This window comes from Acinetobacter lwoffii, from assembly GCF_024129435.1.
Classification (GTDB): Bacteria; Pseudomonadota; Gammaproteobacteria; order Pseudomonadales; family Moraxellaceae; genus Acinetobacter; species Acinetobacter lwoffii_F.
The window spans coordinates 15583-35310 of record NZ_JAMXXN010000017.1; the positions used below are offsets into that span (position 1 = coordinate 15583).

A 19728-nucleotide genomic window follows, 5' to 3' on the forward strand; every position below is an offset into this window, starting at 1 on the left:
TTACAGATTTAAAAAGCACTCCAGATGGGGTGCTTTTTTTTATTTGAAATTTATAGATTCAATAAGACGGGGGTCTTAAAGGAAATTGTTTAATTTCAGTTTATAACCTTCGGTTCGACCTACTTTTGTTTCGGCAAAAGTAGGCAAAACTACTATCATCTGCAAAACTCGTCCGAAACTAGCATTTTTCACTTATATCGCAGAAACAGTAAATATTAATTGTAGTCCTGCCTCGGACAGTTGCAGATGACTTTGGCATGTATCGAATATTATAGAAGCAGCTGAAAGCTGTATTGCTTTGTTTTAATTCTATACAATGACCTTAAAATAAATTGTCCAAGACCGAAGCTTAAAATTGGTCATCGCCCAGGAAGAGAATAATGAGTAAAGATAATATCCGCGAGCATTCAGCCCCCGTTTATGAAGGCATTGAAAATGCACCGGCGCGTTCCATGATGCGTGCTACCGGTTTTAAAGATGCCGATTTTAAACGGCCATTTATTGGTATCGCTTCGACCTGGGCCAATGTCACACCATGTAATATGCATATTGATGGTCTGGCCAGAACAGTCGAGCAGGGCGTCAGTGCCGCGGGTGGTAAGGGCATTATCTTTAATACCATTACGATTTCAGATGGTATTTCCAATGGCACGGAAGGTATGAAATATTCACTGCTATCACGGGAAGTGATCGCAGACTCCATTGAAACGGTCGTGGGTTGCCAGGCTTATGATGGAGTCATCGCGATTGGTGGCTGTGATAAAAACATGCCAGGTTGCATCATGGGGTTGGCCCGCTTAAACCGTCCAGGGTTGTTTATTTATGGTGGAACCATCAAACCCGGCGAAGGCCATACCGACATGATTTCGGTATTTGAAGCAGTCGGTCAATATGCCAAAGGTGAAATTAACGCGATTCAAGTCAAGCATATTGAAGAAGTATCCTTGCCGGGTCCGGGCTCTTGTGGCGGCATGTATACGGCCAACTCGATGGCCTCTGCAATTGAAGCACTCGGTATGAGCTTGCCGGGCTCCTCGGCACAGGAAGCGATTTCGGATGACAAGCAAATCGACTGTGCCCGTGCCGGTGAAGCAGTCATGAATCTGTTACGACTGGATATCAAGCCACGTGACATCATGACCAAGGCTGCTTTTGAAAATTCGATCAAGGTCTTGATTGCGCTGGGTGGTTCGACCAATGGCGTGTTGCATCTGCTAGCCATGGCGCATACCGCAGGGGTTGAATTGAGTCTGGATGACTTTGTCCGAATTGGCAAAGATATTCCGGTGGTGGCCGATGTGCGTCCATCCGGGAAATATTTAATGTCAGAACTGATTGCGATTGGTGGGATTCAACCACTGATGAAGCGCATGCTGGATGCCGGCATGCTGGATGGGTCCTGTTTAACGGTCACAGGTAAGACGCTGGCAGAAAACCTGGCCGATGTGCAGGACTATCCGGAAGGTCAGCAGATTATTCTGCCTTTTGATGCGCCCGTGAAAAAAGATTCCCATCTGGTGATTTTGAAAGGCAATCTGTCGCCGAAGGGCGCTGTGGCCAAGATTACCGGTAAGGAAGGTCTGCATTTTGCTGGCCCGGCACGGGTCTTTGAAGGCGAGCAGGGTGCCATGCGCGGGATTCTGGATGGCGAAGTCCAGCCGGGTGAAGTGGTGGTGATTCGTGGCGTCGGCCCTAAAGGTGGTCCGGGCATGCCGGAAATGCTGAAACCGACTTCTGCGATTATTGGTAAAGGTCTGGGCGCTTCGGTGGCTTTAATTACTGACGGACGCTTCTCTGGCGGCAGTCATGGTTTCGTGATTGGTCATGTGACGCCAGAAGCTTATGAGGGCGGCCCGATTGGTCTGGTGCAAAATGGTGATCAGATTTCGATTAATGCCGAAACTCGGGAAATGACCTGGCATGTCGCGGAAGAAGAAATTGCTGCACGTCAAGCGGCCTGGACCAAACCTCAGCCAAACTATACCCACGGTGCGCTGGCTAAATTCGCCAAACTGACTTCAGGTGCAGAAACCGGGGCGGTCACTGACCTGAATCTTGACCTCTAATCCATTGTTAAACATTGAACATTTGCTTATGACTTGATATAAGTTTTTACAGCATGCAGGGCTTTGGCTTCTGCGATCTTAAAAATAGATTATTCTGCGCAGCTTCTCATATGTTGAGCTGCGCACCGTCATTGTTGTCGAGGCCGATCTCATGTCCCTGTTACGCCGTTGGTTTGATCCAATCCGATCGAGTTGGTTTTACCAAAAACCGACCCGTCAAACGGTGTTATCTATTCAAGATGGGCTGAGTATCCATTTAAGACTGGATGATGTGTACAGTTATCTGGCGGTACAGCAGTTGCCCCAGCTCGAAGAAATTTTAAGTCCAGAACTCAAGCCGCTAAAAGTCATCATTTCCAGTGAGCATGCCGAAGCGCCGAACCAGATGTCTTTTGATGAATGGCAGCACTACACGATTAATGATGCAAAAATCTTGTCAAAACAGCATCGTTTCAGTTTTCATGATACGCCGGAATTACCGAGCGCTGAGGCCTTAAAACAGGCCGAACTGATTTTGCGACATACGCCGCTGCGTGGACAGGATTTCCTGTATTTGTTGGAAGATGTCTTCCATATGCTTTGGCAAAAACAGACCGGAAAATTACGAACTCTTTATGCCATGGCCAGTCGCCACCATCAGCCACAGGATTTTCCCGAACGTATTTTTGACCAGACCCCGATTCTGGCCAGCTATTTCAATTTAGGCGGTCGCCAGTATCAGGCGGTCGATGACCTGTTGCGTCTGACCCGGCGTCTGGAGCAGCAAAAACTGCTGACCGGTAATCCGATTTTTATGATCGATCACATTGAATGGCGTGAACATCTGATCAGTGATGCCGAGGAGCTGAACGAGATCCAGTCGATGGATCCGGAACTGGACTTGTATATCGCGCTGGAAGATCCGATCTCCTGGCTATTGCTGGCCTATATCAAGGAAGAACTGGCGGATTATTATAATATCCAGCTGAATGTCTATCCCTTGTCCTATCGTGGACGAGATGACTTTGACTGGAGTCTGGCCACACGGTTATCCAAACGGACGGAAGTTGAATTCACTCCGTTCTGCCGACCGACCGAGCAGGCGATTGCGCCAATGGCACAATTATTTTATAGCTGTCCCGAGGAGCAGCGGATCGAGGCGATGTACCAGATCTTGCAGGCCGTCTGGACCCGTGGTGAAGACCTGTCTTATGCACCCCATTTCAAACGTTTGCAGCAACAGTTAAATATTGTCGATCTGACCCAGGACGATATTCTGGTCAAGCTGCAGGACAATGATATGCTCTGTGAAATGAAGTCGCAGCCGAATTTTCCGGTACTGGAACTGCGCATAGATGATCAAAGTTATACATTTAATAGCTTATATCGGGTCTGGATGATTGAAAGTATTTTCAGTAATGTGTTAGAAGAAAAGTATAAGAGTAATAATCAAACTGAAAGTGAACTGAAAAAACATGGAAAAGATCAAAGCTGAATCACTAGAACATGCACGTCAACAGATCGATGCCATTGATACAGCTTTAGTTGAGCTGATCGCTGCGCGTCAATTTTATGTTGATCAAACCACCCGTTTCAAAAAAACCGAAACCGATTTACAGTCACCGGAACGTATGGAGCAGATTGTAGAAAATGTCAGAGCTCTGGCGCAAAAACAAGGTGTCGATCAGGAGTTTATTGAACATCTATACCGTGAAATGTTCCAATACTTTATTCAACGTGAACTGAAAGAGTTTCGTCCTTAAACAGACACGTGCTTTAATAGAAGCCTTGCGGGGCTTCTTTTCATTTCTTTAATCGCAAAGTTGAAAAATATAAAGATAAAAAAAGCAGCCATTCGGCTGCTCAATACTTTTATTTCGAGTTTTATTTTTTATCGGCCAGGCTAAAGAACCAGTTCAGGATCAGTGCAGCAAACGTTGCCGTACCAATACCACCCAGATTGAAGCTGCCAAAAGTCAGGGCAAAATCACCCGTACCTAAAATAATGGTCACCGCAGCCACCATCAGGTTCTTGTTCTGCGAGAAATCGACCTTGTTCTCAATCCAGATTTTGGCACCAGCAATGGTAATCAAACCAAAGACTACAATCGAAGCACCGGTCAGAATCGCTGTCGGAATCGTGTGAATAATCGCACCAAACTTAGGCGATAAACCCAGGAACACAGCAAAGACACCCGCGACTGCAAAGATGATGGTCGAGTAAACCCGTGTCACGGCCATCACACCAATGTTTTCACCATAGGTAGTCATACCCGGCGCACCTACACCACCGGCTAAAGTGGTTGCAACACCATCTGCCACAAAGGCTTTACCAATATGCGGATCGAGGTTTTCACCGGTCATCGCGCCTACGGCTTTAATATGGCCCAGATTTTCAGCCACCAGAATCAAGGCAATCGGTGCAATGATCAACATGGCATTCAATTCAAAGGTCGGCGCGTGGAAAGTCGGTAAACCGAACCAGGCTGCTTGCTGAATAGGAAGGAAGTTGATCGCAGTGCCATAACCCATGACATTACTGAGTACGAAGTAAATCAGATAAGCCAATAACAGGCCAACCAATAACAGCAGGCGCTGTAATAAGCCACGGGTGAATACGGCAATTGAACCCATGCACAACACAGTGACCAGAGACATCCACATATTGAAGGTATTGCCCATCACACTTTTCACTGTGACTGGAGCAAGGTTCAGGCCAATGATCATCACCACGGCACCGGTCACTACCGGTGGCATCAGCTTTTCAATCCAGCGGGTGCCCGTCGCCATGACCAGAAAGCCCATGAGTGCATAGAAGATGCCACATGCGATAATCCCGCCTGCTGCAACGCCAATATTTGGATTCAGTCCGCCACCACCCGCATAACCTGTTGCTGCGATGACCACACCAATAAAGGCAAAGCTTGAACCTAGATAACTTGGAACCCGGCCACCGGTGATTAAAAAGAACAGAATGGTACAGATCCCTGACATTAAAATCGCCAGGTTAGGATCAAAGCCCATTAAAAAAGGTGCCAGTACAGTCGCGCCAAACATGGCAAAAGTATGTTGTACACCCAAAATGACCGTTTGTGCGGGTGGCAAATACTCTGCGGTACCTACTGGTCGTGCATCGATACTGCCCTCATAAGGGCGCCATTTGGGAAACCAACTGGACATAAAATGAGCACTCAAAAGATAAATTGTGCACATCATACTCTTGTTCTTTAGAAGATTTAATCACTTAAACAAAATTTTTGTTCAAATTAATTCTATGACTTTATTTAAGATTTTACCGGGTGGTAAAAGAATACTGGGTTAAAATTAAAGTGAAATCAGTAGATTAATTTCTTATTATGAATAGGGGTATCTATAAATAAATCTGATTTACTATATAAAATAAAATATTTCCTGGCTATTGACTGGTCAATAAAAAAGCACATCACCAGGATGTGCTTTCAAATGGGCATTTTTGCTTAGCCAGTATTACGCAAACCGGCTGCAATACCGGCAATACTGACCATCAGCGCATGATCTACCGGGGTGTTTTCGGCCTGTTGCTGTTCAAGATATAAACGGCGACGTTTCATCAGTTCAGCTTGCAGCAAGTGCAAGGGTAACAGATATGGTTTACGTACCTTCATGGACTGATCCAGTACGCCATTGCTGCTGAGCAGTTTCGATTCACCTTTCAAGCTTAACAGGGTTTGTACGGCATCCTGCAAACGTTGGCGCAACGCTGTCCCCAGAATTTTCAGATCTTCATCCTGGGTCAGATGCGATTCATAATACAGCGCTACATGGGCATCGGCTTTGGACAATACCATTTCCAGCATATCAATCAGGGTCTGGAAATATGGCCACTCGGCCAGCATCTCATCGAGTACATTACGCTGTCCCTGATCCAGTACCGCATTTAATGCAGCACCGGTACCGAGCCAGGCAGGCAACATCAGGCGAATCTGGGTCCAGGCAAATACCCAGGGAATTGCCCGTAAGGATTCAATGCCGCCGCTGACTTTACGTTTGGCGGGACGTGAACCCAGCGGTAGCATTTGTAGTTCTAGTTCTGGCGTTACCGTACGCAGGTATTTTACAAAATGCGGATTTTCACGCACGGTCTGGCGATAGACCTGAACAGACAGTTCGGTCATTTGATGCATCAGGTCGCGCCATTCCTGTTTTGGTTCTGGTGGCGGGAGCAGGGTCGCTTCCAGGGTTGCAGCGGTATAAATTTCCAGATTTTGCAGCGCGATTTCTTCCAGTCCGAATTTAAAGCGGATCATTTCGCCCTGTTCAGTCACCCGGATTGCACCGGAAATAGAACCTGGTGGCTGAGAGAACAAGGCTTGCTGGGTTGGCGCACCGCCACGGCTAATTGAACCGCCACGACCATGGAACAGGGTCAATTGCACGCCATGTTGCTGGGCGATCGCCGTCAATTCTTCTTGGGCACGATACTGTGCCCAGTTGGCCGACATAAAACCGGCATCCTTGGCAGAATCCGAATAACCAATCATCACTTCATGCTTGCCCTGAATATGCTGTTTGTACCAGTGTATATTGAACAGGGTCGACATGGTTGCGGCTGCACAATCTAGATCTTTTAAGGTTTCAAACAGGGGAACCACCCGTAATGCCTGCTCGATACCGGCTTCTTTTTGTAAAAGCAGTACCGCCAGCACATCACTTGGATATTCCGCCATCGAGATGATATAAGCACCCAGAGATTCGCTCGGTTGCTCGGCTAGCGTACGCATGGTGGCAAACACTTCCTGTACATCCGGATGTTCAATCAGGCTGCCTGCTGGCTCATTCAGGTGTTTTGGCAGCAACGGACGTTTGCTTTGCAGCTCTTGCAGTAAAAAGTTTTGCCGTGCCTGTTCAGTCCAGGTTTCAAAATTCCCCAGTCCTAAATATTCGGTAATCGCAGAAATCGCCTGACGGTGACGACCCGATTCCTGACGGATATCCAGTTTTAGCAGTTCGATCCCAAAACTGTTTACCCGATAAATAAAGTCCAGCAGGCTGCCATTGGCAATTTCGGCCAGATTGCAGTCCATCAGCGAACGGTAGCAGGTCAGGAGTGGCTGTAAAAGTTCGTCTTTACTTTTAATCACCAGACTGTCATCGGCATCATTGCCTTTTAATTTTTCTGCCAGCCAGTGCCGTGTGGCTTTCAGGCGGGTACGGGTGTCACGTAAATATTCACGGTAGGGTTCAGGATGGGGCTGGCCCAAGGCTTCGGAAATTTCCGGGCTACATTGCTGGATAGACAGTTCCCAGCGCAGGTTTTCAATATCGCGTACATAAAGGTCGGCTGCTTTCCAGCGCGACAGCCACAGCACTTCCTGGGTTACGGTATGGGTCACATTCGGGTTGCCGTCGCGGTCACCACCCATCCAGGAGGCAAAACGTACCGGTGCCACATCTAGGGGCAGGTTCTGAGCACACTGTTCTGTGACCATGCTATTCAGTTCCCGGATAAATTTCGGAACCGCATTCCACAAGGTCTGCTCAATGGTGGTAAAGCCCCATTTGGCTTCATCAATCGGAGTTGGACGATGCTGACGGATTTCATCGGTTTGCCAGGCAGAGCTGATCAGCTGTTTCAGATCGGCCAGAACTGCCTGACGTTCACGTGGCGTCAGTTTCTGCTGGTCAAATTTGGACAGGGCATTATTGATACCGTCATATTTTTGAATCAGGGTACGGCGGCTGACTTCTGTGGGATGCGCGGTCAGAACCAGTTCAATTTTCAGTTCACAGATTTGCTGATACAGCGTATCGGCAGAAATCTCCTGCTGTTTAAATTTTTCAAATAAAGGCACCAGAGGATTGGGCGATTCTGCAGTGTCATCAAACTCGCTCTGACGGCGACGACGTACCACATGATATTGTTCGGCAATATTGGCAAAGTTTAAAAAGTGGGTAAAGGCGCGGGTCAGCGGCAGGATTTCTGCATCTTCTAGACTCAAAAATAGTTGTTCCAGTTGTTTTTCTGCTTCGACCTGTCCATCGCGAGCGCCTTTGGATAGGGCACGGATCTGCTCGATCTGATTAAACAAATCCTGCCCGGCATGTAATTTTAAGGTTTCCCCAAGCAAATTACCCAGTAAGCGTACGTCTTCGCGTAGTGGTGCATCAATCTGTTGAATCATTTTTTATTCCCTCACATGCATGCTTTGACTATACCGCGACTGCATGACAATCCAAGTCCCTTAGAGACAAAAGTTGCAGAGTATTGGCTGCTTTTTTAGCAAATTTTAGGCCACATATGGTTATCGGTGCTCGATCCTGAGAGAAGGCTTTAGTCAGGCAGAGCATATTTCAGCATAAACAGTTCAATGGCCTCGCTAATGATCTGTTGCTGTTCTGCGCTTGAAGGGGGAGGGCTGAGACCCAGCAGGATTTTCTGATGACGGGTTCCGGTCAGCAGGGACACGATCAGCTCGGTCTGTTTTTCTGGAAGATCGACCTGAATAAAGCTGTACTGTTGGGCCAGAGCAAAGAAATCATTCCAGACTGCATCCAGTTTGCTATGCGAGGCCTGATAAAACTGTTCTGCCAGAGGACTTTGCTGCGAGGCCAGTTCCATCAGTAACAGGTCCAGCTTGATCGCTTCTGGTAAATGAATAATATTTAAAGCGCGCTGACAGGCCTGATAAAACTCCTGCGCAAAGTCACTGCTCGGCTGCAAGAGCTGAGGATGTTCATGCAGAATGGCTTCACAGGTATCCTCAATCGCACAGCTAAACAGGGTCGCCTTGTCCTGAAAATGGTTATACACCGTCAGCTTGGTCACACCTGCCTCACGTGCAATCTGGTTCATGCTGGAGGCATGATAGCCATGCGCTAAAAACAGCGCTTTGGCCACGCTGAGGATGCGCTGACGCTTTTCCAGATCCTTGGGTCGTCCTACAGGTATTTGCACAATTTCTTCCAAAAAAAGTCAATACGGTCATTGCTTTGAAGCTTGAGTTTTAATTAGTGTACCGGGTGGTATATTAATTAAAAAACAAGCAATTCAATATATCAGCATAGTTTGCCCTAAAAAAGACGATCAGATAAGAGCGAATAAGATGAGCAGGATTTACAGCGTATTGGCTGGCATGGTGGTGCTTTGCAGCGTGACTTTAAGCGGGTGCAGCAAAGATACTGCTGCAGCACAACAGGAAGTTCCCTTTGTCATGGTGGCGACACCCACCACTTCACAGCATGAATTAAAAAGTTATGCCGGTGATGTGCAGGCACGCCAGCAAACGGCGCTGGCATTTCGGGTCGCTGGGCAGGTGACCCAGCGCTTCGCTGATGTGGGTGACCAGGTCAAAGCCGGGCAAGTCCTGGCAACTCTGGATGTCAAAGATGCCCAGCTGCAGCTGAATGCAGCACGTGCCCAGCTGGAAAGCGCGCAGTCTGCTACTAAGATTGCTCAGGATGAATTACAACGTTTCAAGCAGTTATTGCCATCCAATGCCGTGAGCCGCTCACAATATGACGCGATCGAAAACCAGTACAAGACCGCCCTATCAAATCTGAAACAGGCACAATCCAACTACGATACCGCTAAAAACCAGACTGCTTATAACCAGCTGATTGCCACCAGAAACGGCGTGATCACTGCACGTAATATAGAAACAGGACAGGTGGTGGCTGCCGGGCAGGCGGCGTATGAACTGGCGATTGCCGGTGAGCGTGAAGTGGTGATTGGGGTGCCGGAACAGGCTATTTCGGAGATCAAGGTTGGACAGGCAGCTACAGTGACATTATGGTCCAAACCTGAAGAGAAATTTGCCGCTTTTGTCCGCGAGATTTCACCAGCAGCGGACCAGTCGCGTACCTTTCGGGTTAAAGTTTCCTTACGTGAAGGCAATGGTCAGATCCAGCTGGGGCAAAGTGCCCGGGTATTTTTTCAGCACAGCCGCGACAATATGCTCAGTGTGCCGCTATCCAGTGTCTCGGCAACGGATCAGCAGGCTTATGTGATGGTGGTCCAGCCGGATCATACCTTGCGTAAAGTTCCGGTTCAGCTCGGTGCCTATGGCCGGGACAGTGTTCCTGTACTCAGTGGCCTCAAGCCGGAAGATTATGTAGTGATTGGCGGCGTACATCTGCTGCGTAACCAGCAAAAAATCAATCCGATTGATCGTGAAAACCGTCGTGTGACCATTCAGGCAGGGAGTTAAGCATGAACTTTAACCTGTCGGAATGGGCCTTAAAAAATAAAGGTCTGGTGCTGTATTTTATGATCCTGCTGGGTCTGATCGGCATCGTCTCTTATTCCCAACTGTCACAAAGTGAAGATCCGCCTTTTACTTTTAAAGTCATGGTGATCCAGACCTATTGGCCGGGTGCCAGTGCCAAAGAAGTATCCCTACAGGTCACTGACCGGATTGAAAAGGAACTGATGACCACGGGACAGTATGACCGCATCATGGCCTATTCACGTCCGGGTGAATCCATGGTGACTTTTGTTGCCAAGGATTCCCTGGCTTCGAAAGATGTCGCTGATGTCTGGTATAACGTGCGCAAGAAGGTGGGCGATATCCGGCATGAATTGCCACAAGGGGTACAAGGTCCGTTCTTTAATGATGAATTCGGCGATACCTTTGGCAATATTTATGTGCTCAAGGGTAAAGATTTTGACTATGCGACCCTCAAGGAATACGCCGACCGCTTACAGCTGCAACTGCAACGGGTCAAAGATGTTGCCAAAGTTGAGCTGATTGGCCTGCAAGACCAGAAAATCTGGATTGAGATTTCCAATACCAAGGCCATCCAGCTGGGCGTTCCAGTCATGGCGATTCAGCAAGCCCTGCAGCAGCAAAATGCCACCACCCAGTCCGGTTTTTTTGAAACCGGTTCAGACCGGATTCAGGTGCGGGTCAGTGGTGCATTAAATAGTGTTGAAGAATTAAGACAGATGCCGCTGCTGGTCAATGGCAAAACCATTCAGTTGGGAGATGTCGCGGAAGTCTATCGAGGCTTTAGTGATCCGGCACAGCCCCGGATGCGCTTTATGGGCGAAAATGGCATTGGCATTGCTGTATCGATGCGTAAGGGTGGGGACATCATTGCCTTGGGTAAAAATCTGGAACAGGAATTCGCCCGCCTCCAAAAAGCCCTGCCACTTGGCATGGAGCTGCAAAAAGTCTCCGATCAGCCGGTGGCAGTCAAACGCAGTATTAACGAATTTATGAAAGTGCTGGCAGAAGCGGTGATTATCGTATTGCTGGTCAGTTTTTTCTCGCTCGGTTTCCGGACTGGTCTGGTGGTGGCATTTTCCATTCCGCTAGTGCTGGCCATGACCTTTGCCGGTATGCAGCTGTTTGATGTCGGACTGCATAAAATTTCCTTGGGGGCCCTGATTCTGGCCCTCGGTCTTTTGGTCGATGATGCCATTATCGCGATTGAAATGATGGCGATTAAAATGGAGCAGGGTTATAGCCGTTTACAGGCGGCCGGGCATGCCTGGCGCACCACGGCTTTTCCGATGCTGACCGGAACCCTGATTACCGCTGCCGGTTTTCTGCCGATCGCCACTGCAGCCTCGAGTACCGGGGAATATACCCGTTCGATTTTCCAGGTGGTGACCATCGCATTGCTGGTGTCCTGGCTGGCCGCAGTACTGTTTGTGCCATATTTAGGCGATAAACTTCTACCGGATTTCAACAAAGATTTAATTCAAAAAGCGCCGTGGTACCAGCGTCTCTGGGCACGTCTGCGCAAACAGCCAGAACCTCAGCCGATTGTGCATCACGCCGGTAAACATTATGACCCCTATCAAACCCGGTTTTATCGGGGTTTTCGCCGTTGGGTCGATGCCTGTGTGACCTATCGTAAAACTGTCATTGCTGCCACGGTCGGAATTTTTATCCTGTCTATTTTAATGTTTAAGCTGGTGCCGCAGCAGTTTTTCCCGCCCTCGAACCGGGCTGAAATTCTGGTGGATCTCAAACTTGAAGAAGGTGCATCACTGAAGGCCACTGAAGCTGCAGTAAAAAAAGTCGAAGCCTTTTTATCAAAACAAGAGGGCATTGATAACTATGTGGCTTATGTTGGGATGGGATCGCCGCGTTTCTATTTACCGCTCGATCAGCAGCTGCCGCAAACCAGCTTTGCCCAGTTTGTGGTATTGGCTTCCTCGCTGGAAGACCGCAATGAAATCCGCAAATCCTTAAGTGACCAGATTCGAAAGTTATTGCCAGAAGTGCGTACCAGGGTGTCCTTGCTGGAAAATGGCCCACCTGTGGGCTATCCACTACAATTCCGGGTGTCGGGTGAAGACTTAGGATTAGTCCGTGAATGGGCGCAGAAAGTTGCAGCCACCGTGGGAGAAAATCCGAATACCACCAATGTACATCTGGACTGGGGCGAGCCGAGCAAAGTCATCAAATTGCAGATTGATCAGGATCGTGCCCGTCAGTTGGGGGTGAGCAGCAGTGAACTGGCCAATGTACTCAACAGCTCGATTTTGGGGGCCGGCATTGATCAGTATCGGGAAAAACGTGAACTGATTGAAATCCGTTTACGTGGTGCTCAGGCTGAACGGGTGGAGGTAGCATCTTTAGCCAGTCTGGCTGTGCCGACCGCAACCGGTACATCAGTACCTTTGGCGCAGCTGGCCAAAATTGAATACAGCTTTGAAGAAGGTCTGATCTGGCATCGGAATCGTTTACCGACCATTACCGTGCGTGCCGACATTCGTAGCAAGTTACAGCCAGCTACTGTGGTCAATGAACTCAAAGAGCCACTGGAAAAAATCCGGGCAGAGCTGCCGAATGGCTATCTGCTGCAAGTGGGCGGTACGGTTGAAGAATCTGCTCGCGGGCAGAACTCGGTTAATGCCGGCATGCCTTTATTCCTCGCAGTCGTCATGACTTTATTGATGATTCAGCTCAAGAGCATCTCAAGGGCCTTTATTGTGTTCCTGACTGCACCTTTGGGCATTATCGGAGTGGTGTTATTCCTGTTAATTTTCAATAAACCTTTCGGTTTTGTTGCGATGCTCGGAACGATTGCATTATCGGGAATGATTATGCGCAATTCGCTCATTCTGATTGACCAGATCGAGCAGGATATTCAGGCCGGAGAGTCGCAGTGGGATGCCATCATCAATGCCACGGTACGCCGTTGTCGTCCGATCGTATTGACCGCACTGGCTGCGGTGCTGGCGATGATTCCTTTGTCCCGTAGTATTTTTTTCGGGCCGATGGCAGTGGCGATTATGGGCGGTTTGATTGTAGCAACACTATTAACCCTGTTTTTTCTGCCTGCCCTATATGCACAGTGGTTTAAAGTGAAAAAAAGTTTAAATTCTGTTTAAATTTGTCATAATTTCAGGTGCGAAATTTGGAAATTTTCAATATAGTAGCACCTGAGATTTTTATAATTTAAAAAAATAAGTAATTGCTGCATTGGCCGAGCTGCCAATACGGTAACGAGGTTGAACCAAACATGACTCAAGATACATTAACCAAGATGCGACGTTCCGTAGCGATGGCTTATGTCTTCATGTTTTTGGCCTTATTTACCCTGTTTAGTGGACTATTGGCCTACTGGTTCGCACGTAAAGTCACCCAGGTTGATTATGCCGAGGTCTGGTTACAAGCGCAGGCACTGTGGATCATGCGTAATATCGTGATTTATACCATTTTGGCGATCTTCGCTGCGCTGTGGTTTATTCCCCTGTTTTTCTTTGCCTGGGACAGCCAGCTCTGGGTTAAAGCCTGTGTAGTGACCGGGGTAATTTTCAGCTTTATTGCCTTTATTTTCCTGATCAATGCCTGGTTTAAAGGCATCCATAAATTCTCTCAAAACAAAGCTGTGTTCTAAAGCGTATAATTTTTTTCATATTTCCCCTTGTAAAACTCGGTTTGACCCCAATTTCAGACCTCAGTTGAATATTAAACAAAATTCCGTGAGGAGCATCGCCAGACATGGCTAAACGTGATTATTATGAGGTTTTGGGCGTCGCTAAAACCGCTAGTGATGATGAAATCAAAAAAGCCTACCGTAAGTTGGCGATGAAATATCATCCAGACCGTAACCCGGACAATGCTGAAGCTGAAGAGAAATTCAAAGAAGCAGCAGAGGCCTATGAAGTGCTCTCTGATGGTGAAAAGCGCAGCATGTACGACCGTATGGGCCATCAGGCCTTTGAAGGTGGTATGGGCGGCGGTGGCGGCTTCGGCGGTGGTTTCAGCGCAGAAGACATTTTCAGCCAGTTCGGTGATATTTTCGGTGGTGCTTTTGGTGGCGGCGGTGGTCGTGGCCAGCAACGCGCACGCCGTGGTTCTGACTTACGCTATGTGATGGAACTGACCCTGGAAGAAGCGGTCAAAGGCGTCAAGAAAACCATTACCTTTACTGCACCGGCACCGTGTGATGCCTGTGATGGTAAGGGTTCAAAAAATCCAAACGATGTAGAAACCTGCCGTACCTGTCATGGTGCTGGTCAAGTGCGCATGCAGCAAGGTTTCTTCTCGGTACAGCAAACCTGTAGCACCTGTCGTGGTCAGGGCAAAATCATCAAGAACCCATGTAATAAATGTCATGGTTCAGGTGTGTCGGATCGTCAGCAAACTCTGGAAGTCACTATTCCTGCGGGTGTGGATAATGGCGACCGCGTTCGCTTGACCGGTAAGGGTGAAGCAATCCGTGATGGTCAGTCAGGTGACTTGTACGTAGAAGTGGTGGTGCGTGAGCATGAAATCTTCCAGCGTGATGGCGCTGACCTGTATATGGATGTGCCGGTATCAATTGCTGATGCAGCCTTAGGTAAGGAAGTTCAGATTCCTACGCTAGATGGCCGTGTTAGTCTGAAAATTCCTGAAGGTACGCAAACAGGTAAACTGTTCCGTTTACGTGGTAAGGGTGTTAAACCGGTACGTACCAGCATGCAAGGTGACTTGCTGTGCCGTATTGTGGTAGAAACTCCAGTCAACTTAAGTGCACGTCAACGTGAACTGTTAAAAGAACTGCAAGAAACCATGGATGGTGAAGATAGCAAATCATCACCAAAGAAAAAATCATTCTTTGATCGTTTGTTTGATTAATTGAGTGAAAGTAAAAAAGGACGCTGAGGCGTCCTTTTTTATTATGTAGATAAGATACTCTAGATTAGAAGATGCTATTTATTGTTTGATAAGTCTCGCTTAAACATAAAAACCGCCTAAAAAGCGGTTTCTGTTTTTATATTTGACTATCTAAATAGAAAGTATGAGTCCAAATTTGGAGGGTGATAGATATTTTGTAAGTGAGAAAAAAGCATCATTCCCGAAATTAAAAAGGCCAATATTGTTATTACAGAGCTATATAATCGCATTCATTACTTATCAAATTTACCAGTACAGCAGATTACTCTTATTTTGTTATCATGACAATGAAAGCTTAATCTTATTGAAATAATTATAAATTTTACTTTTTAATAAATAAAATAAATATATATATAAGAAAACTTGATTAATTAAATTTTTCGTGTATAGTTAACTTAACTAGAAAAAAGTCTTGTTTCGGTAAATCTTCTTTAAGTATCGTAGTTTTAGTCATAATCCTTCGTTTTTTTTCAGATTTTAAGTCTCATTCTTTATTATTTCAAAGTTATAATCAGTCTATAAAATGACTAAAAAATTATTAAAAATTATTAGGATATATTATGTCAAACTCAAATGTTGTTAAAGGTACTGTAAAGTGGTTCAACGAAACTAAAGGTTTTGGTTTTATTCAACAAGAATCAGGTCCAGATGTTTTTGCTCATTTCAGTGAAATTGCGAGTTCAGGTTTTAAAACCTTGCTTGAAGGCCAGCTGGTTGAATTCAGTGTAGCTCAAGGTCAAAAAGGACCGAATGCTGTAAATATTGTTGCTATCTAAGCAAGAATAAACAGTAAAAAAAGCACTTAATAAGTGCTTTTTTTATCGTTCAAATTTAATTTTAAGTTATTTTCCAAATTGGAAAAATCTTTAGAAAAACAGGATTCAAGTTGTTAAAAATAAATGATTTAATTGCAAAATCTAAAAATGGTACTGAAATTATTGTTTCGTTAATTCCTCTCAATAAAATGCAAAATACACGTCAGGGTTTAAAAAGAATTGAAGTGGGTAAAAGAGTTCTTCTTTCATCTGGAGTTGAGGTAGATTTAAACTTAGATGGTCGTACATTCTATACTTCTATAAATCAATTATTTAAGCTAAATCATAAAGTTATTTAAAGATAAAATTCAGAAACATCAATTTTTAGTGGATATTTTGCCACTTTAACTATTATTAAAGGTATAGATATGCTTAAACAAAGTATTAGTGTAAAGGATCAGTTTGGGGCTCAACACGCTATTCAAGCAACAGTCGATCATCATTTTTCTAAAACACAATCTCATTCCAATATAAAACATATCACTGTAGATGGTGAAGATATTCGTCCCAGTTTTGAAATGTGCTTTCAAAGTACCTTAAGTGGAAAAATTTTCAAAATTGTATAGACCAGGCAAATTTTGCTTTAGGTATTATTATTTTTAATAAGTTACCTAATAGCTAGATAATTCATTTGCTCACTCTAAGGACTGATTTTTGTATAAGGCAAAATTGAGTCCTTTTAGTCTCAATAAGACTTAAAATCCTATCTACTCATCAATTCAAAAGTAGATATTCATAATTAAAATTTAGTAAAAGTCTTGCATAAGAATCCCGTTAATCTAACTGAGATTTAAATCATCAAGATTTTGAGCTGACTTAATAATGGCGAGCCTAAACAGGAAAAACTGTATTGGCAAGTCGTCTGTTTAACTTCAAAAATCAGTAATCTCAGTAAATCAATGCAAAATCATAGCGATAAAATTATGAATAAGCTTATTCAAGTTATATGAGCAATTGCTAAAAACTATATGACGAGTCAAGTTGAGGTACATCGTATAGCTTTGACGGAAGTGATAGCCTAACTTCTTAAGCTTGATTAAAACTCTTATCAATATCAGTGATTTCGCTCTTTGAGTATTTTCATTGATTTTTATGCAATGCATCTTAGTGTTATTCCGCAGTTTTGCTATAGTAAGAGCAATTTTGGATCAACATCAGGACTATGTTATGTCAGCTACACCACGCATTGGGATCTTAGGTGCAGGCGGTCGTATGGGGCGTATCCTTATTCAGGCTGTGCATGAAGCAGGTTATCAATTGGCGGCTGCAGTAGAACGCCCTGAAAGTACACTATTAGGTGCTGATGCTGGCGAACTTGCCGGAATTGGCGCAACAGGTGTTAAGGTCGTGGGTAGCCTTACCGATGTAGTCAAAGACTGTGATGTCGTGATCGATTTCACTGCGCCAGCAGCGACCGTCAATCATCTTAAAATCTGCCGTGAAGCAGGGGTCGCAATCGTGATTGGTACCACCGGTATGAATGACGAGCAAAAAGCCTATTTGGAGGAATCTGCCACGGAAACTCCTGTAGTTTATGCAGCGAATTATTCAGTGGGTGTGAACGTTTCGATCAAACTGCTTGAACTGGCATCTAAAGTGTTTGGTGACACGGTTGATATTGAAGTGATTGAAGCACATCACCGTCACAAAGTAGATGCGCCATCGGGTACAGCTTTGATGTGGGGTGAGGCGATTGCGGAAACTTTGGGTCGTGACCTGAAAGAAGATGCGATATATTGCCGTGAAGGTCATACCGGTCCGCGTGAGCGTAAGAGCATTGGCTTCCAGACCATTCGTGGTGGCGATATTGTCGGTGAACATACCGCGATGTTTATTGCCGATGGGGAACGTGTGGAAATTACCCATAAAGCCACCAATCGCATGAACTTTGCTTCTGGTGCGGTACGTGCTGCGGCTTGGGTCGTAGGCCGTGAAGCGCGTAAATATGATATGAAGGACGTGCTCGGTTTTAACGATATTCAGGTTTAAAACCGAGTCAAAATCATTTATAAAAAAATCTAAAACTAAAATAAGACGAATAAAAAATGCAAAAAATGATTTTCCTGCTCTGTGCAGTGGCGCTTGGTGCCATTGCGCAGGCCAAGCCTGTCGGGACGCCTAAACTCAGTATTCATAAAAACAATATCAAGGTCTGGACCTACCAGAATGAACAAAACCCGGTTTTTCTCTATAAAGCTGAAACGACCTATACTGCACCGCTTGAAAATGCCGTGTCCCTCATTTTGAATGTTGAGCATGCCGTGCAATGGGTTCCCTATATGGGTAGCATCAAGGTCCTGTCCCGCGATGATAAAAAAGGTGACTTTACCCTGTATATGGTGCTGGATTTTCCATTTCCCTTAAAAGACCGTGACCTGATTGTGCAGGGCAAGATGATCAAGGAAGCCAATGGCCAGATCACCATCAAGAATAAAGCCATCCAAAGTGGCTATCCTTTAAACCCGGATTATGTGCGTTTAACCGATTATCAGGGCGACTGGACTTTTCAGAAACTGGCTAATAATAAGGTTAAGGTCTCTACCTATGGTTATGCCAATCCGGAGGGTTCCATTCCTTTGACCTTCGTAAATATGTTTGTGCAACAGCAGCCCTATCAGATCCTGCAGAAAATGAAGACCGAGCTAGCCAAGCCTGCCAGTATTGCGGTCTTACCTGAAGCTCTGCAATAAAAAAGACCCAATCGCTGGGTCTTTTTAACACGTGAAAACAGACTGAATTTAAGCTGTAAAATCTGCTTTAAGTACAATCCGGTAACGGGCTTTGCCAGAATGCAGATGTTCAATCGCTTGGTTCAGCTGTGACATCGGGAAGACTTCGATTTGTGGCGCAATATTTTTACGTGCAGCAAATTGGAGTAACTGACGTAAAGCCGCCGGCGAACCTGTCGGTGAACCGGTAACTGACTTGGCTCCACCAATCAGCATGCCTGCCGGAATCTGCATCGGCTCCAATGGCAAACCTAACATATGCACAGTACCGTTTGGTGCCAGAGTTGCCAGATAAGCCTGCCAGTTCAAGGTGACATTGACGGTACTCAACAGTAAATCAAACTTGCCACGCTGAGCCTTTAATGCAGCGACATCACGACTGTTCACTACATGGTCAGCGCCCATGGCTTTCAGCTCATCGGTTTTATCCAGATTTGAAGTGAAAGCGGTAATCTCGCAGCCCCAAGCTTTGAGCAATTTAATCGCGATATGACCCAAACCGCCAATCCCGATTACGCCAACATGATGAATAGCCTGAATCTGATGTTTTAGGATCGGATCGAATACGGTAATTCCGCCACAGAGCAGGGGACCCGCACTTTCAGGATCAAGATCTTCAGGTAGGGGAATGACCCATTGCCATCCGGCACGCACTTTGTCGGCAAAACCACCGGCATGTCCGACAATGGTAGCCACCTGACTGCCAGTACACAGCACCTGCTGGCCTGAAATACAAGGATCGCAATATTGGCAACTTTCTGCCGTCCAGCCGATACCCACCCGTTGACCAACTTTCAGGCCTTTGGCTTCTGCACCCAGATGGGTAATAGTACCGATAATCTCGTGTCCAGCCACCACCGGATAGACCGATGAACCCCAGTCATTATTGATCACTGAAATATCGGAATGACAGAGGCCGCAGTATTCCACTTTAACTTCGACCTGATGCGGTTGTAGTTCTCCGGCATCAAATTGATAGGGTTGCAGTTCAGCACCTGCGGACATGGCGGCATAAGCTTGAATAATACTATTCGACATGATT

At 46.0% G+C, this 19728-nt stretch carries 16 protein-coding genes; 12 read left to right on the forward strand and 4 right to left on the reverse strand.

The genetic code is table 11. The annotated features are described in order from the left end of the window. The first annotated feature begins 380 nt into the window (after positions 1–380). The 3 genes from ilvD to NI455_RS11045 all read left to right on the forward strand — a co-directional run bounded on the left by ilvD (position 381) and on the right by NI455_RS11045 (position 3808). Positions 381–2066 (forward strand): dihydroxy-acid dehydratase, encoded by a 1686-nt coding sequence (gene ilvD, locus NI455_RS11035; RefSeq protein ID WP_005108266.1) that lies wholly within the window; start codon positions 381–383, stop codon positions 2064–2066. 151 nt (positions 2067–2217) lie between these two features. Further along, entirely contained in the window at positions 2218–3540 is a 1323-nt protein-coding gene (locus NI455_RS11040; protein ID WP_005245482.1) for a hypothetical protein, read from the forward strand. Continuing rightward, entirely contained in the window at positions 3521–3808 is a 288-nt protein-coding gene (locus NI455_RS11045; RefSeq protein WP_005094791.1) for a chorismate mutase, read from the forward strand. The genes NI455_RS11040 and NI455_RS11045 overlap by 20 nt, the downstream gene beginning before the upstream one ends. Before the next feature lie 121 nt (positions 3809–3929). Here NI455_RS11045 and NI455_RS11050 read toward each other — a convergent pair whose 3' ends face one another. From NI455_RS11050 to NI455_RS11060, 3 genes are all read right to left on the reverse strand, one after another. Then, positions 3930–5225 carry a solute carrier family 23 protein gene (locus NI455_RS11050; RefSeq protein ID WP_253114153.1) on the reverse strand — a complete coding sequence of 432 codons (1296 nt, stop codon included), beginning with the start codon at positions 5223–5225 and terminating at the stop codon, positions 3930–3932. A 296-nt stretch (positions 5226–5521) separates the two neighbouring features. Next, positions 5522–8206 (reverse strand): phosphoenolpyruvate carboxylase, encoded by a 2685-nt coding sequence (ppc, locus tag NI455_RS11055; RefSeq protein ID WP_253114156.1) that lies wholly within the window; start codon positions 8204–8206, stop codon positions 5522–5524. A 149-nt stretch (positions 8207–8355) separates the two neighbouring features. Then, positions 8356–8979, reverse strand: coding sequence for a TetR/AcrR family transcriptional regulator (locus NI455_RS11060; protein WP_253114158.1), 624 nt, complete (start codon positions 8977–8979; stop codon positions 8356–8358). Positions 8980–9127: 148 nt separating this feature from the next. Here NI455_RS11060 and NI455_RS11065 point away from each other — a divergent pair, with 148 nt between their 5' ends. From NI455_RS11065 to NI455_RS11105, 9 genes are all read left to right on the forward strand, one after another. Continuing rightward, entirely contained in the window at positions 9128–10231 is a 1104-nt protein-coding gene (locus tag NI455_RS11065) for an efflux RND transporter periplasmic adaptor subunit (protein ID WP_253114159.1), read from the forward strand. A 2-nt stretch (positions 10232–10233) separates the two neighbouring features. Continuing rightward, positions 10234–13371: an efflux RND transporter permease subunit gene (locus NI455_RS11070; protein WP_253114161.1), complete on the forward strand. Its 3138-nt coding sequence runs from the start codon at positions 10234–10236 to the stop codon at positions 13369–13371. A gap of 131 nt (positions 13372–13502) precedes the next feature. After that, positions 13503–13880, forward strand: coding sequence for a hypothetical protein (locus tag NI455_RS11075; RefSeq protein ID WP_005245471.1), 378 nt, complete (start codon positions 13503–13505; stop codon positions 13878–13880). 104 nt (positions 13881–13984) lie between these two features. Continuing rightward, on the forward strand, positions 13985–15103 hold the full coding sequence (dnaJ, locus tag NI455_RS11080; protein ID WP_005104999.1) for a molecular chaperone DnaJ: 1119 nt from the start codon (positions 13985–13987) through the stop codon (positions 15101–15103). A gap of 599 nt (positions 15104–15702) precedes the next feature. Beyond that, positions 15703–15918 carry a cold-shock protein gene (locus NI455_RS11085; protein ID WP_005105001.1) on the forward strand — a complete coding sequence of 72 codons (216 nt, stop codon included), beginning with the start codon at positions 15703–15705 and terminating at the stop codon, positions 15916–15918. 110 nt (positions 15919–16028) lie between these two features. Continuing rightward, entirely contained in the window at positions 16029–16256 is a 228-nt protein-coding gene (locus NI455_RS11090; RefSeq protein WP_004280858.1) for a hypothetical protein, read from the forward strand. Between the two features lie 69 nt (positions 16257–16325). Then, positions 16326–16523, forward strand: coding sequence for a hypothetical protein (locus tag NI455_RS11095; protein WP_004280859.1), 198 nt, complete (start codon positions 16326–16328; stop codon positions 16521–16523). Between the two features lie 601 nt (positions 16524–17124). Continuing rightward, a complete protein-coding gene (gene dapB / locus NI455_RS11100; protein ID WP_005108275.1) occupies positions 17125–17946 on the forward strand; it encodes a 4-hydroxy-tetrahydrodipicolinate reductase in 822 nt (273 codons plus the stop codon). A gap of 56 nt (positions 17947–18002) precedes the next feature. Continuing rightward, positions 18003–18647, forward strand: coding sequence for an START domain-containing protein (locus NI455_RS11105; RefSeq protein ID WP_253114163.1), 645 nt, complete (start codon positions 18003–18005; stop codon positions 18645–18647). Between the two features lie 48 nt (positions 18648–18695). On the opposite strand, the gene ahr is transcribed toward NI455_RS11105, so the two are convergent. Further along, positions 18696–19724: an NADPH-dependent aldehyde reductase Ahr gene (gene ahr / locus NI455_RS11110; protein ID WP_253114165.1), complete on the reverse strand. Its 1029-nt coding sequence runs from the start codon at positions 19722–19724 to the stop codon at positions 18696–18698. Between the last annotated feature and the right edge of the window lie 4 nt (positions 19725–19728).

What these genes read in the sequence shown, in the direction of transcription:
- ilvD (WP_005108266.1), top strand. Translation starts at nt 381, where the DNA reads ATGAGTAAAGATAATATCCGCGAGCATTCAGCCCCCGTTTATGAAGGC.
- NI455_RS11040 (WP_005245482.1), top strand. Translation starts at nt 2,218, where the DNA reads ATGTCCCTGTTACGCCGTTGGTTTGATCCAATCCGATCGAGTTGGTTT.
- NI455_RS11045 (WP_005094791.1), top strand. Translation starts at nt 3,521, where the DNA reads ATGGAAAAGATCAAAGCTGAATCACTAGAACATGCACGTCAACAGATC.
- NI455_RS11050 (WP_253114153.1), bottom strand. Translation starts at nt 5,225, where the DNA reads ATGTCCAGTTGGTTTCCCAAATGGCGCCCTTATGAGGGCAGTATCGAT.
- ppc (WP_253114156.1), bottom strand. Translation starts at nt 8,206, where the DNA reads ATGATTCAACAGATTGATGCACCACTACGCGAAGACGTACGCTTACTG.
- NI455_RS11065 (WP_253114159.1), top strand. Translation starts at nt 9,128, where the DNA reads ATGAGCAGGATTTACAGCGTATTGGCTGGCATGGTGGTGCTTTGCAGC.
- NI455_RS11070 (WP_253114161.1), top strand. Translation starts at nt 10,234, where the DNA reads ATGAACTTTAACCTGTCGGAATGGGCCTTAAAAAATAAAGGTCTGGTG.
- NI455_RS11075 (WP_005245471.1), top strand. Translation starts at nt 13,503, where the DNA reads ATGACTCAAGATACATTAACCAAGATGCGACGTTCCGTAGCGATGGCT.
- dnaJ (WP_005104999.1), top strand. Translation starts at nt 13,985, where the DNA reads ATGGCTAAACGTGATTATTATGAGGTTTTGGGCGTCGCTAAAACCGCT.
- NI455_RS11085 (WP_005105001.1), top strand. Translation starts at nt 15,703, where the DNA reads ATGTCAAACTCAAATGTTGTTAAAGGTACTGTAAAGTGGTTCAACGAA.
- NI455_RS11095 (WP_004280859.1), top strand. Translation starts at nt 16,326, where the DNA reads ATGCTTAAACAAAGTATTAGTGTAAAGGATCAGTTTGGGGCTCAACAC.
- dapB (WP_005108275.1), top strand. Translation starts at nt 17,125, where the DNA reads ATGTCAGCTACACCACGCATTGGGATCTTAGGTGCAGGCGGTCGTATG.
- NI455_RS11105 (WP_253114163.1), top strand. Translation starts at nt 18,003, where the DNA reads ATGCAAAAAATGATTTTCCTGCTCTGTGCAGTGGCGCTTGGTGCCATT.
- ahr (WP_253114165.1), bottom strand. Translation starts at nt 19,724, where the DNA reads ATGTCGAATAGTATTATTCAAGCTTATGCCGCCATGTCCGCAGGTGCT.